A 13,019-nucleotide genomic window follows, 5' to 3' on the forward strand; every position below is an offset into this window, starting at 1 on the left:
GATTTCTCACACGAATATGGCAACACTCGAAACGTGGTCTCTCTGGCTGCACATCGTTGCGGGGACGGTTGCTGTCCTCGCTGGCGTCGGCGCGTTAGTGACGAGTAAAGGTGGGTGGCGACACCGACAAGCCGGGAAGGCGTTTCTTGTCTCGATGGGTGTCGTCGTTGTGACGGTGGTCGTCCGCGTCGGGATTCATCCAACTTCGTTCCGTGGTATTCTCACACTCGTCGCCATTTTTAGTGGCTATCTTGCGTTGTTGGGCTATCGGACACTCTCCCGAAAGCGCCCACCGGATACTGCTCACAGACTGGACTGGGTTGCTGCTGGGTGCGTCATTCTTGCGTGTTTCAGCCTCGGCCTGTGGGGAGCCATCTGGGTTCTCGGTGGGAGATCCTTTGGAATCGTGATGATGGTCTTCGGTGGTATCGGCGTGGCGTTTGGAATCTTGGATATTCGCATCTTCCAAGCCGACGAGTCGGGCGACTGGATGGTAAGCCATCTTCAGCGTATGATTGGCGCATTCATCGCGACGGTGAGTGCCGTATCAGCAGTCAATCTCACGCCGATGCTGGGAATCGCCGCGTGGTTGTGGCCGACCGCTCTTGGCGTTCCGCTCATCTACTACTGGTCGAACAAGTATAGTACATCCTCAACCAGATGAGTCCCTGTGGGTGCCGAGCAGTATGCGCTCACCTGTTTGTTGAACCCCTGATAGGGGTGCGGGGGTCACCGAACCGCCCGCGAGCAACGATGAACGGGAATGTACCTATGGCCAGTTCGGAATCGGTTCCAGTCGCATCGCCAGGTCAGGCTCACCGAGACGCAGTCGAATACGTCGGCTTCCGCGTCGACGGCCAAGCCGTCGTCCTGAACCTCTCGGAGCATCGGCGACTCTCCCTCGAGCGCAGTCTGGACCTCGTCAACCACAGTCCAAGCGGGTTCGAGTGGGGGTATAGTGGTAGCGGGCCCGCCCAGCTCGCGTGCGCGCTCCTCCTCGACTACTACGACGATGAGCAGTTCGCCCGTGAGCACTACATCGCGTTCCGGAATCAGGTGGTTTCGCAGCTGGAGTGCGACGGTGCCGCGGCGTGCTGGCACCTCCCCGGCGAGGAGATCGACGCCGCGATGGCGACCCTTACCGAAGACGTCGTCGCGCTCGCCGACGGTGGACGGCCGTCACCGACGCTCCCCGAGAACTGGCGAGCCGTCTCTCGCCCGGACCGGCGGGTCTTCCAGCGCGCTGATCGCGACCACTACATCGTACTCGGGGATGGACGCGACGAGTGGCTGGTCGTGCTCTGCAGCCAGGGCGACCGTGCATATCCTGCCCCGCTCGCACATCGGACGGTTGCCGAGGATGCTGACGTAGAACGGGTAATCCAGGAACTCGCCGAAGAGAGCAACGACCTCATCGAACCCCCGGAGGGGGAGCACTGATGGAGACGCTTCGACTGGCGCGAGCCACCCACCAGCTCCTCGAACGTGGTGTCGAGGCGCTCGAGAAAATCGGGCGCGAACTGGAGCGATACAACGACCGACAGGAGCGCACCGACGACACCGACTCGTGACCGAAACTCACTCTCTAGACCAAATACGGAGTACCGGCTTCCAGTATACGCCTACCCCCGAGGGGTGCTCGTGTCCCATCCATCGGGAGGGGCAGCCGGTCACGGCGCCGCTCGGTTTGCGGTTCGCAGAGCGCGTCCATATCGAATCGATCCCGCGCCATGTCGCCGGCGCGATCTACGAAGCACATCACTCCTATATGGACGATGTCCCCCGGACGAATCTCGTCCATCACGGACTCTGTTACCAAGACCAGCTACTAGGTGCGATTACGTGGCGCTATCCGCTGATTCGCTCACTGGAGTACGACGGGACGCGATTCGAGGGCGACGAAATCGTTGAGGCAGCACGGATTTGCATCGGCGTCGATTTCCCCAATCTCGCCTCTGCCGCCCTCGCCCGGTCGATGGAACGATTCGTGCGTCGGCACGGTCGGCGACGAGGCGTTCGGCTCCTGCTGACGTTCGTGCGAGCCGACTTCGACGGCTCGATGATCAAAGCGCTCAGAGACAAGGGCTGGCACTGTGCCGGTAAAACGGACCCCGGCCAAGCGGGAAATCGCCCCGATAAGCAGATCCGAGAGCAGCCAAAGTGGCGGTTTCTCTGCGAAGTTCCAGCTGAGTCCGACCGGGAACAGGCCTCACTCGGGAGGTGGTCCCCGTGACCACGAATGCCAGTCTCGATGAATTCGTAGCGGAGGCTGATTCGGACAGCCAGACAGATGACGGCCAATCAGTCGTCGACCAGCTTTTGAAACCGGTATCGCCGTCGCTCGGACTACGGCTCGTCCCGGGCAGGGGTGACCCAATATACCTCCAAAACAGGGGGACCGAACGCTACCTGTTCCGAGATGACCACGATCGATGGTTCATCCTCCAGCCCTCAGCCAAGAAATCGGTCGACGACTTCGTTCGCTGGGTGTATCTCCCCGAGGACAAGCCAACCGAGATCGCCCGAACAGCGATGGGGCAACAGACGGTTCTCGGCTACAGGTACGTTACGCGGAGCGAGGTCCCCGAGCCGGTGGCGACGACGGTGACAGCGATGTTCGTCAGCGAGCCTTGGCCCGATGCCACCTACGAGTGTGGATCCTGTAGTAGAGAGTTCGACTCACCGCATAGTCACGCTCGGCATTGCTGGGAAGCACACCCCTGGGTTCCAAATCCTGAGCAGGTCCGGGTACGGAGAGACGAATCTGAGTAGTTCCGACATCTGATCCGAGCCGCGGACTGGACCTGGATTAACCAACACTCCTCGCCGTTCAGAGACGGGTGTTGGTTAACGTGGTGTTGTTTTTGCGCCCGGGAGAAGGGCGCAGGGCGCGAGACGATGCAGTCGCACGTCGACGAGGATTCCTCAAGTGAGGTGACTGAGATGAGAGATCCAAAGTCCAGAACCATCTTCGCTGGCGTCGATGGGCGTACCGACACCGAACTACCAGAGTGGTACCGAGAGCGACACGGGGATGCAGACCCTGTGACCTTCGCCGAGGCGATTCGCGATCTTCCGCAGGCCGTCGAGACGACCGTGGCGTACCAGAATCCGTACACCGACGAGTGGGTCGAAACGGAGCGGTTCAACGCGCTCGTCGAGCCGAGTCGAGCTCGGGGGCAGGTTCGAGATGAGGACGCAGAGACGGACCCATTGTTCCATATCCCGACTGACTCGTACTCGATCATCAACCCTGTCGACGTGTACGGGCCGCTGGAGGAGGTCCTCCGCGAGGAGACCATCGACGGGGCGCCGCTGGGTGACGTGATGTTCGGCGAGATCCGGCGCTACCGGGGCGGCGGCGAGGTCCATATGGACATCATGTTCGATGGCCTCGAGGTGCGTCTTCCCGGTCGGTCGGACCCGATCACGATGGGCGTCACGTCGGGCTACGACTTCTTCGGCGAGCACGCCGTCTACGTGGAGGGGTTCGCCCAGGACGGCTACTGCTCGAACACGATGCGCTCGCTCACCGACAAGGAGGTCATCAAACACGTCGGCGACGTGCGGAACTTCCGGACCTGGTGGGAGGAACTCCTCGCACAGGTCGAACTCGTCGCCGACGACCTCTTCGGGTTCATCCGAGATGCTCAGGACATCGACCTCGACTTCTCGGAGCTCCCGTTCACCGTCACGGAGTTCTACACCCTGCTGGGCTTCCCGGACTACCTGGCCGAGCGTGCCGCCGGCGATGCAGAAGCCAATACGGCGTCCCCCTTCGAGATCGATATGTGGACGCTGCATTCCGGCGCGACGTACGCCCTCACCCACTTCTTCCAAGGGAAAGAGGGGGCATCCCTCGATCAGTACGTCCGCATCGCCAACGACATTCTGTTCAACCCGGAAGGCACGATCGAGCGCGTCGAGCAGGCCTACGAGCAGCAGCTAGAGGCGGACGGGGACGATGGGTCACAGGCCTCGCTGGCCGGCGAACGAGCGCTGGCGAGCATCGAGCGCGTCAGCGACGACCTGCAGGAGAAAGTCGAGCAGTTCGAAGAACGCGAGGACGCGCTGCGTGAGCGGTTCCAAGAGGCGATGGGCTAAGAGCAGTCGGAGAGAAAATTCGCCAGGCGTGCTCCCGTTCTAGCGGCTGGAATCCACTGCTGACAGTATTAAGTGAGTAGGGGCGTACCCAGAGACCATGTCTATTGAGCATAATCCGACTCTCGACGCGCGAGAGCCACAGCAGGGGGATATAGAGACTTTTGAAGAGTTGGAGTCTGGTGACTCGGTCAAATTCTTTGAATGGCCCGTCGAGCCGTTGACCGTGATCGGCTGGGAAGAAGACGATAATGTCGGGAAGCGAGTACGAGTTGAAGCAGAAGGCGGCGAGTCGTTTCTCTACCAGGTAGACGGCCACCTCTGGCATTACGTCCCTGAGGACGAGTTCGCCGGCGAGAATAACCCATACCCTGTTCAGAACCTCGTTTTGCTCGAATCCTCGGAAGCCTGATTGGGCTTCGAGACAGCGCGAATCCTGTCGTGAAGGCCTCTATTTTGGTGGTCCCATTCGCAGTGGGTGCACCTTCCCAAGATCTACTGCTTCAATTCTCTGCTGTTGCTCGTGCCCTCGAAAGGTGGAGGCATCCGTTATGGGTACTTCTACAGACGACTCAGAGGCGTCAGACGAATTTCCGCCTGAAAAGCGGCTTGAAGCACCGAACACGCGCCTGATCAAGGCAGGGATCGCGACGATTCCGGATATGGAAACCCTCCAGGAGTGCGTTGCCTACGAGAACGCCCACCAGAATCGAACGCAGATTCTGCGCCGGCTCAAGTGGAAGGCCGAAGAGCTGCGTGAGGGCGAAGAGTAAGCTCTGTTCTTAACCAACATATTCCGCGTTATTTCTCCTCTCGTTGGTTAACAGACTGTGCCAGCACCGGTGGTACCTTAGTAATTAGACGTCAATTCTGGGGAGCAACCGGTAGGAGGAATGCCTCCTAGCCGGAACAAGGTCAGTCATTCCTCTGTTGGACCACTCTTCCAAACCGTTATTTGACATCCCGAGAACAACCCTGTATCTGGATAATGGATCCTCTCCTTCTAGGTCACGTCATAATTTTCGCACTATCTGCGATTGCCTGCGTGGCGACTATTCCACAAGCACGGAAGATACAGCATCCGGAGACACGTGAAGGACTGATCGTCTTCCTCGGTTCCGTTGCTCTGTGGTCTGGAGGGTACATTGGCTATCTTCTCGCACCGACACGTGCGGGGAAACTCGCTTTCTATATATTTGGCTTCACCTTTGCGTTCGTCGCCGTTGGGGCCTGGCTCTACTTCTGTGCTGCATATACCGGCCGGCCACCTCGACACGCCCCATTCCGAAACCTCATACTCGGAACGTTCCTCTTTTTCACTGCTCTCAAAGTCACGAATCCACTCCACAATCTCTACTTTACGACGGAATGGGTCACAGAACCATTCCCGCACCTCGTGATCCATCACGAACTGCTCTACTGGATCGTCTTGGGGCTATCATATGCCGCCATCGCTGTCGGATTCTTTGTATTGATGGAGCGGTTCCATCATACTGGCAGTGACAGCCGTCCGCTCGTCGTGCTCGTTGGACTCTCAGGCCTCCCAGCTGTTGCAACGATTATTGGCGGTCAGGTCGACTGGCTGCTCCTATTAATGTATGAGCCACCTGGCGTCGCCCTCTTCGCCGTTGGAACGCTCTTCTTCTACAGACAGCGGTTTGAGGCAATCCGATTAACCGGAGAGTCAGATAAACCCGCAATCTTCCTCGACCAAGAAACCCGAATCCAGGATTATAATCAAGCGGCTCGCAAGCTCTTCCCAGCCCTTGAGGATTCGTTTGGCGAACCGCTTGAAGCTGTGAATACAGCACTCGCGGAGCATCTCACCAAGCAAGATATCCTGGCAATAACGCAGGATGGTGATACCCGGTATTACGATGTGTCGAGCACACCTTTCTTAGCAGGTGAGGTAACGACCGGGCAACTAGTGACGGTTACCGACGTAACTGAACGCGAGTCATATCGACAGCGGCTCGAAGAGAAAACCGAACAACTCGAGGCTCTAAATCGCGTGGTTCGGCACGACATCCGGAACGATATGACCGTGATTCTCGGATGGGCCGAGATCCTCAAAGACCATATCGATGAAGATGGGGAAGACGCTCTGGACCGAGTGTTACAGAAGTCCCAGCACGTAATTCAGTTCACAGAGGTCGCACGTGAGTTCGTTGAATCGCTCTCGGAAGAAGGAACAGCTGAATTAGAAGAAATCCACCTTCAGCCACTTCTTGACGCTGAGCTCGCTGCAGTACGTGATTCGTTCCCGAATGCGCAGTTTCACGTATCGGGTGAACTCTGCGACGTGTCGGTACAGGCAAACGAGATGCTCTCTTCGGTTTTCCGGAATATCCTCGAGAATGCGGTCCGACACAACGACAAAGAGACCCCTGAGATTACCGTCTCCTGTGAAGAGAACTCAGAGACTGTCCGGTACCGGATTGCAGATAATGGACCTGGCATTCCTGACCAACAGAAAGAACAAATCTTCGGTAAAGGGGAGAAAGGATTGGACAGTCCAGGATCGGGGATTGGTCTATATCTCGTCCATCTCCTGACGGACCAATTCGGTGGTGACGTGTGGGTCGAGGACAACGACCCAACTGGTTCAGTCTTCGTCGTCGAACTGCCTATCCATAAACCGTCGAACAAGACGTCTTAGTACTGAATTTCAGTATATCCTAGTCGGCGAGCCGTCGCTTCCAAAAAGTGGGGGTGGCTGCCATACGACTCGCGAGGATCGCCCCTTGAGTCGCCGTTCCGATCAATATCCGGAATGAGTGAGTGCGGACATTCAAATACCGAGTCGGGACCAAACTGAGTGACTCAATCCCCTCAGAAATCATGGGCAAGAAGCTGTACTCAGACGATGAACTCCTCAATCGGCTCCAGAAGTTCGCTGAGGAACTCGGTCGTCCCCCGTCGCAGAGTGAGATGGACGATTCGGGGCCTCATGCTTCGAAGACGTACGGGAATCGGTTCGAGTCGTGGAATAACGCACTCGAGGCAGCCGGACTTCAAACCGGAACGAACGATCCAAACGGACGACCACTGACCCCCGAAGAGGATCTTCTCGCAGATCTCAAATCGGTTGCTGACATTGTAGGGGGAACTCCGTCAGAGCGCGAATACGGTGTTCATGGAGAGTATTCGGTGAAGACATACTGCAAGCGATTTGGAGGGTGGAATTCAGCACTACGAGCGACCGGTTTTGAACCGAACGTCGAAATGAACCTCTCCGAAGAGACACTCACTACTGCCTTACAGGGGTTCGCTGAAACTCTAGGTCGGCCGCCCACAACAGATGAGATGGACCGGAGTGGCCCCTACACCTCGGATTCGTACAAGCGAGCGTTTGGAACCTGGAATCGTGCTCTTCGACAGGCTGGGTTGGAAGTCCACTCCGTGTGGAATGTGAGCGAAGAGGATCTAATATCCGAACTCAACAGTCTCGCCGAAGAGCTAGGCCATGTCCCTCGGAAGGATGAGATGCGGAACCAAGGGAAATGGAGTGGAGCAGTCTATCAGGAGCGATTCGGTTCATGGAATGAAGCTCTCCGAGCTGCCGGCTTCGAGCCGAATGAGCGGTGGCGAATCTCACGGGAGGAGTTATTAGCCGAACTGCGGGCAGTCGCGGATGATCTGGGCCACCCACCGACAACGACGGAAATGAACGAACACGGAAAGTTCACCATCGATCCGTATCAGCGTGAATTCGGAACTTGGCGAACGGCCCTTCAAGCGGCCGACCCGGACTATCTAGAAAACTACCGTCAGTCAGATACTGAGACAGTTCCGTTTGGCTCGAACTGGCCACAGATTCGTGAGGAGATCATCACCCGTGACAACGAGTCCTGTCTGCGCTGCGGTATGGGCCGCGAAGCTCACCGCGAGAAGTTCGGACGTGATCTCCCTGTTCACCACCGAATTCCTCGACGCCGGTTCTACAACGACCCAGACCAGTCGGTCGATGATGCAGATGTACCGAGTAACCTGCTGACTCTCTGTATCCCGTGCCATCGCCGCCTCGAACGGCTGCCAGTCCAACCAGTAGTTGACTAACAAGCGAAGTCCTACGTTCAGCACAAAGATATCTGCCGGCGAGCAGAGCGTCCACCTGCCGCCGGCGTGATTTCGCGACCTGTTTTTCGTGCCCCCCGAAAGGGCGAGGGCTCCTTCGAAAGCTCTTAGAGGTGACTTCCAGTGAGTCAACAACAGCGTCCTGACAACGTCTCGATCGACGAGATCCCGGTCGATATCGACAACACGCAATCAGCGGAGGTCGATTCCGCCGACGTCCCCGACGAAATCGAATACATCACCCGTGGGCTCGCCGGTGAGCAGCCGCCGACGAATCCGCTGGTCGTGCTGAAAGCGGCCCGGTGGTGGTACATTCACGGCAAGGGCGGCACGGATCCCGCCTTCCAGTGGGCCATCGAGTGGGCGCGTCACCTTGCGACCGACACGCCTAGCGATGTCGAGCGGTTCGAAGAGTTTCTCGAGTATCTCGTCACGGTCGGCTTCGCTGAGGAGCGATCAACGCTTCGCTAATCAGATTTCGTAGCACACGACATCTTCGGCACCGCAAGTTGGACACTCATCAGCATCCTCTGTGAGTGTCTCTCCACAGTGCCGGCACTCCCACACCGTCGACGACTTCCCCTCGACGGCTTTGCGGAGTGTGTCAGTATCCCCATCCGAGCGAAATGTGGTTTCCTCGGTTGTTAACACTATCCTCTAACTCCCACCCCTACTTAAACAATATACACAGGGAGCTGTTTCTGCTGCGCCTCTGAGGGGTGCGGCGCGGTCTGAACAGACGCAGTCGCCGTGAACTCGATTCGGTGAACACAATGGCTACGACTAGTGACTCGTCGGTCTCCTTCGACCAGACCGACACGCGATCCGACGAGATGAACAGTACCATCGAACAGTGGATCGACGACCTCGTCGCTGGCGTCGACGATGCGCAGGCCAGCGCGGAGTTCCAGGAGTGGCTCGATGTCCAGAGTCGTTTCCACGACTACTCCTACCGGAACACGCTCCTCATCAAGCGGCAGTGTCCCGAGGCGAGCCGGGTGGCGGGCTACCGGACGTGGCAGGAGGAGTTCGACCGCCACGTCACGGAGGGTGAGTCGGCCATCTGGATCTGGGCGCCGATCATCTCCAAGCAGTGCCCGGAGTGCGAGAATTCGCCGAGTTATCACGAGGATAGCGACTGTGACTACGATGAGACGTCGCCCGAGGAGTGGTCCGAGGGCCTGGTCGGGTTCAAGCCCGCGCCGGTGTTCGACATCTCTCAGACCGAGGGCGAGGCGCTTCCCGACCTGGACACAGAAGCAACCGGGGACGCCGGCGACCTCGTCGAACAGTTGACTGTCGCCGCTGACGACCTCGGCGTGACGGTGCGGCTCGTTCCAGCCGAGGAGTGGACCCACGGCGAGGCGAAGGGCATCTGCGAGCAGCTGAGCCTCGTCGACGTCCAGCCGCTCGTCGAGGTGCGTGATCGGGAGAACGAGGCCGACCTCGCGCGGACGCTGATTCACGAGTACGCCCACGCTCTGCTCCACTTCGACATCGACGACGACACCGAGCGGGCAAAACGCGAAGTCGAGGCCGAAGCCGTCGCGTACGTCGTCGGGCGCTACTGTGGGTTGGACACCAGCGGGTCGGCGTTCTACCTCGCCGCGTGGGAGTCGGACGATCCCGAGGTCGTTCGCGACCGACTCGGCCGGATCAGTTCCACAGCAGAAGAGGTCATCGACGTGCTCGAGGAATAATTCTCTCGCCCATTCGATTAACCAACAGAGGGATGCGTAGTTTTGTATTGTTGGTTAATCCAAATGTGATGTCGCCACTCTTTCAATCAATTCTACGTCCTAATCAGGAGGTCAAATTCGGGGTGTGATTCCTATTATTGTTCAATGAGCTGTTTTTGCTCTTCGAGCGTTTCCTCGTGGTCTTCAACAGCACCTTCCCGAGCCTCAGCATCACCACTGAGCCGGTCTGACAATTCTTTGAGACGGTCTTGTTTCCCATAGAGGACGAGCGTGTCGTCCGGTTTCGTCTCCGTATCTGGTTGTGGCGCACCAATATATGAATCATCACGACGGATGCCGAGTATCAACACCCCTTCGCGTGGTAAATCCAGCTCCGAAATCGACTCCCCTGCCAGCCAATCACCCGCGCTGATTTCCACCTCCACCACACGATATTCGCGTTGCAGTCCGAGTAACTGGGCGTAATCCGAGATCTCCAACTCTGTCGTCTCACTCAGCGCCCACTCAATTAGCGGCGTCACGAGGCGGTTGAACCACCGACTTCGTGCGAACAGAATGATCACACCGGCGCCACCGAGTATATACAGCAAGTTCAACAGGTCGTCGCCACCAGTTCGCGTGAACGAAAGGATAAGTGACGAAATCGCACCGAGCAGTCCAATACTGCCGAGCCGAATGAGCGCCTTCACGGTTTTTCGGCGGCCGACGGTGGTGATAGCCTGTTCTGCCTCTTCGGTCGTATATCCGGCTCCAGAGAACGCAGACGTGGCCTGGAAGGAGGCCACATCTGGTGAAAGGCCCGTCATTTCCAGCGCAATCGAGCCGGTACGCACAATCAACAACGACAGCGCAAAGATGATCAGTAGTGACAGTATTGAGTACGTGGCAGCCATACCTAGTGGAGCGTTCCCATATCTGTAAATAGCACCGCCTACGCGAACACTACACCCTTCATGTCTATAAGCAGTCATTCTGAGTGAAAACCAGTCCATCAGCTACACGGAATTTTTTCTGCGCCCGCGGAGGGGCGGAGGCGCGTTCTGACCTCCGTCGAATAATGACTGAACCCTATCTCACGACGGTCCTCGAGGAATCCGAGCACGTTGCCGAGCAGCACGACCAGGTCGCTCGTACGACAGACAACCAAGCCCACGAGTACCTCCGATACGCCGTTCTTCGGGTACTCGAAGGCGAGGCGGACCACCTCCCAGCAGACTGGACGCCGATCGACGGCGTGACCGTCGGCTACGGGAGCGACGAGGCGATGTTCAACAGCTGGGGCTCCAGCGAAGACTGGTGGGAGACCGTCCCGCCGCAGGAGGCGTGTACCCGCTTCCGGGTGTTCTTCCCGGACGACCACCAGACGGTTCCCCGTGACATCGTCGACGTGATGGCCGCGCTTGGGGCCTGGCGCGTCTGGACTGGGTGCGCAGCGGCGTGCGGCTCCTACGACCATCGCGAGCGCCGCGAGGTCCACTACCTGTGGCCGGAAGGCCATCCAGTGGAGGAAGTGCTCCACGAGCGGCTCAGTGGCCCTGCGGAAGCCGTCGCGCCCGACGGTGGCCGAACGGGCGACGTTCGCGACCGACTGGTCGTCGACGAGAACGCACAGTCGAAGGACGATTTCGAGCCCCGCACGAAGCGTGCCGTCGCCGAAGCGATGGACGTCTCGCTCCTCTCGAAAGGTGGCCGCTACGAGGTGCAGTCCGCGTCCGGCAACAGGTATGAAGTCGACGTTATCGACGAATCGTGTACCTGCCCCGACTGGCAGCAACGTTCACCCGAAGGCGGCTGCAAGCATCTGCGCCGCGTCGATCACGAGATCAAACGGGGCCGCGTTCCCCGCCCAGACGGCCGCCTCCCTTCCCCGTAGTCGTGACCAGACTACTCCTCGGGACGGACTGTGTCGCCATCCCGACGGACCCGGTCGAACGTTGAGAGATACGCGAGCCGGTCGTGAACCTCGTCAGTATCCAACTCCAGTTCGGCGGCAAGTTCATCGACGGTCATCGGCTTGTCGAGTGCCTGGAGGACTTCGAGTCCCCAGTAGTACCTGTTCGTGAGCTCCTGGACGCGGCCCTCGATCGGCGTGGTCACCCCGTACCGCTCCTCGAGTTCGACCAGGGCCTCGTTCGCGAACGTGGCGAACTGATCGTCCCCCAGGCGTTCGATCTGGGCTTCGAGTTCATCTCGGACGACGTCGTAATCGAGGCCGGCCTGCACGAGCATATTCATGTCCTCGATGTCGTCGTCGCGGCCTGCGATTGCCTTGAACAGGAAGATATCCTCGTTGCTGACCAGCCGAACCGTCAGTCGATCCGTGTCGAGGAACGGCTCGCTGCGCTCTTGCATCCCGTCGGTGAGCACGAGCTTGTTCGCGACCTGCTGGTTGAAGATGTCGAGACGACACCCGTCGTCGTTCTCGACGCAGCTCGTCGCGCCAAGCGCCCGGTAATCTGGATCCAGCGATTGGACCTCCGCATACCCGAGGTCCATCAGGACGGCCCACAGCTGACCGTACGCGTCGCCATCCGGGACGACCAGGTCGATGTCTTTCGTCGCCCCTTTGAGGTCGCGCAGCGACATCGCGCCACCACCGATCAGGTAGACCGTGAGCGGTTCAGATAGCCCGTCCCCGATCCGCTGGAATTCGTTCTCGATGTACTCACGTCCGAATGTTGGTCTCATTGTGGTAGTGGCACCTCGTAGTCAGCCGCCAGCTCCTGGAACTCGTCCCACTCCGGGAGCCGGTCGTCGTCGACCTCGCCGTGCGTCTCGAGGTAACGGAGCAAGGCGTCGATTTCGTCTTCGAGGCCATACTTCGCCGCCTGCTCTCGGAGGTCCGCCTCGTCGACGTCGACGTGGCTGAGCAGGAGGAGACAGTACGAGCGGTGACGGCTGCCGTCGTCGATCAACAGCGTGTGACAGCAGAGCTCTGCCGGCGAGATTTCGTCAAGTTCCTCGGAGTAGACGTAGTAGCGGTGGCCGGTGAGCAGGAACTGGAGGTCGAAGGCCGCGAATCGAGCGAGGCCGGTTTCGTGGAACTCCTCGGCGTCGATCTCCGTCTCGGCCTGGGCGAGGAATTCGTCATAGTCCTCCCAGAGAATCGTGCCCTTCGGGGCGACGGCTTCGAGGCGTTGA

General features: G+C 58.8%; 15 protein-coding genes and 1 pseudogene. 13 read left to right on the forward strand and 3 right to left on the reverse strand.

All coding sequences use genetic code 11. From position 1 onward, the window contains the following. Nucleotides 1-16 precede the first annotated feature (16 nt). The 12 genes from BMZ83_RS16510 to BMZ83_RS13645 all read left to right on the forward strand — a co-directional run bounded on the left by BMZ83_RS16510 (nucleotide 17) and on the right by BMZ83_RS13645 (nucleotide 9,878). Nucleotides 17-664, forward strand: coding sequence for a hypothetical protein (locus BMZ83_RS16510; protein ID WP_074879691.1), 648 nt, complete (start codon nucleotides 17-19; stop codon nucleotides 662-664). Nucleotides 665-771: 107 nt separating this feature from the next. After that, entirely contained in the window at nucleotides 772-1,440 is a 669-nt protein-coding gene (locus BMZ83_RS13595) for a DUF6166 domain-containing protein (protein WP_231899267.1), read from the forward strand. Then, nucleotides 1,440-1,571: a hypothetical protein gene (locus tag BMZ83_RS17385; RefSeq protein ID WP_008458061.1), complete on the forward strand. Its 132-nt coding sequence runs from the start codon at nucleotides 1,440-1,442 to the stop codon at nucleotides 1,569-1,571. Before BMZ83_RS13595 ends, BMZ83_RS17385 begins: the two co-directional genes overlap by 1 nt. 116 nt (nucleotides 1,572-1,687) lie before the next feature. Then, a complete protein-coding gene (locus BMZ83_RS13600) occupies nucleotides 1,688-2,233 on the forward strand; it encodes a hypothetical protein (RefSeq protein WP_174955913.1) in 546 nt (181 codons plus the stop codon). Then, a complete protein-coding gene (locus tag BMZ83_RS13605) occupies nucleotides 2,230-2,772 on the forward strand; it encodes a hypothetical protein (RefSeq protein WP_074879737.1) in 543 nt (180 codons plus the stop codon). The genes BMZ83_RS13600 and BMZ83_RS13605 overlap by 4 nt, the downstream gene beginning before the upstream one ends. Nucleotides 2,773-2,898: 126 nt before the next feature. After that, nucleotides 2,899-4,104 carry a hypothetical protein gene (locus BMZ83_RS13610; protein ID WP_174955911.1) on the forward strand — a complete coding sequence of 402 codons (1,206 nt, stop codon included), beginning with the start codon at nucleotides 2,899-2,901 and terminating at the stop codon, nucleotides 4,102-4,104. A gap of 97 nt (nucleotides 4,105-4,201) precedes the next feature. Continuing rightward, nucleotides 4,202-4,513 carry a hypothetical protein gene (locus BMZ83_RS13615; protein ID WP_074879702.1) on the forward strand — a complete coding sequence of 104 codons (312 nt, stop codon included), beginning with the start codon at nucleotides 4,202-4,204 and terminating at the stop codon, nucleotides 4,511-4,513. 139 nt (nucleotides 4,514-4,652) lie between these two features. Then, complete coding sequence (locus BMZ83_RS13620) at nucleotides 4,653-4,874, forward strand: hypothetical protein (RefSeq protein WP_008580598.1); 222 nt, start codon at nucleotides 4,653-4,655, stop codon at nucleotides 4,872-4,874. Nucleotides 4,875-5,089: 215 nt separating this feature from the next. After that, nucleotides 5,090-6,760 (forward strand): sensor histidine kinase, encoded by a 1,671-nt coding sequence (locus tag BMZ83_RS13625; protein ID WP_074879705.1) that lies wholly within the window; start codon nucleotides 5,090-5,092, stop codon nucleotides 6,758-6,760. A 182-nt stretch (nucleotides 6,761-6,942) separates the two neighbouring features. Continuing rightward, a complete protein-coding gene (locus BMZ83_RS16515) occupies nucleotides 6,943-8,160 on the forward strand; it encodes a homing endonuclease associated repeat-containing protein (RefSeq protein WP_143076981.1) in 1,218 nt (405 codons plus the stop codon). A gap of 141 nt (nucleotides 8,161-8,301) precedes the next feature. Then, nucleotides 8,302-8,649: a hypothetical protein gene (locus BMZ83_RS13635; RefSeq protein ID WP_074879708.1), complete on the forward strand. Its 348-nt coding sequence runs from the start codon at nucleotides 8,302-8,304 to the stop codon at nucleotides 8,647-8,649. Nucleotides 8,650-8,951: 302 nt separating this feature from the next. Next, nucleotides 8,952-9,878, forward strand: a complete 927-nt coding sequence (locus BMZ83_RS13645) for an ArdC-like ssDNA-binding domain-containing protein (RefSeq protein WP_074879715.1) — start codon at nucleotides 8,952-8,954, stop codon at nucleotides 9,876-9,878. Nucleotides 9,879-10,012: 134 nt separating this feature from the next. Here the strand turns inward: BMZ83_RS13645 and BMZ83_RS13650 are convergent, their stop codons facing one another. Then, nucleotides 10,013-10,771, reverse strand: a complete 759-nt coding sequence (locus tag BMZ83_RS13650; protein WP_074879718.1) for a potassium channel family protein — start codon at nucleotides 10,769-10,771, stop codon at nucleotides 10,013-10,015. Between the two features lie 164 nt (nucleotides 10,772-10,935). Here BMZ83_RS13650 and BMZ83_RS13655 point away from each other — a divergent pair, with 164 nt between their 5' ends. Further along, a complete protein-coding gene (locus tag BMZ83_RS13655; protein WP_074879722.1) occupies nucleotides 10,936-11,751 on the forward strand; it encodes a hypothetical protein in 816 nt (271 codons plus the stop codon). An 11-nt stretch (nucleotides 11,752-11,762) separates the two neighbouring features. Here the strand turns inward: BMZ83_RS13655 and BMZ83_RS13660 are convergent, their stop codons facing one another. Continuing rightward, a complete protein-coding gene (locus tag BMZ83_RS13660) occupies nucleotides 11,763-12,566 on the reverse strand; it encodes a DUF6036 family nucleotidyltransferase (protein WP_074879724.1) in 804 nt (267 codons plus the stop codon). Continuing rightward, a pseudogene (locus tag BMZ83_RS13665) lies at nucleotides 12,563-13,019 on the reverse strand (transcriptional regulator TrmB); the annotation flags it as partial. The pseudogene BMZ83_RS13665 and the gene BMZ83_RS13660, both read right to left, overlap by 4 nt.

The organism is Halolamina pelagica (genome assembly GCF_900115675.1).
In the GTDB taxonomy this organism is placed as follows: domain Archaea; phylum Halobacteriota; class Halobacteria; order Halobacteriales; family Haloferacaceae; genus Halolamina; species Halolamina pelagica.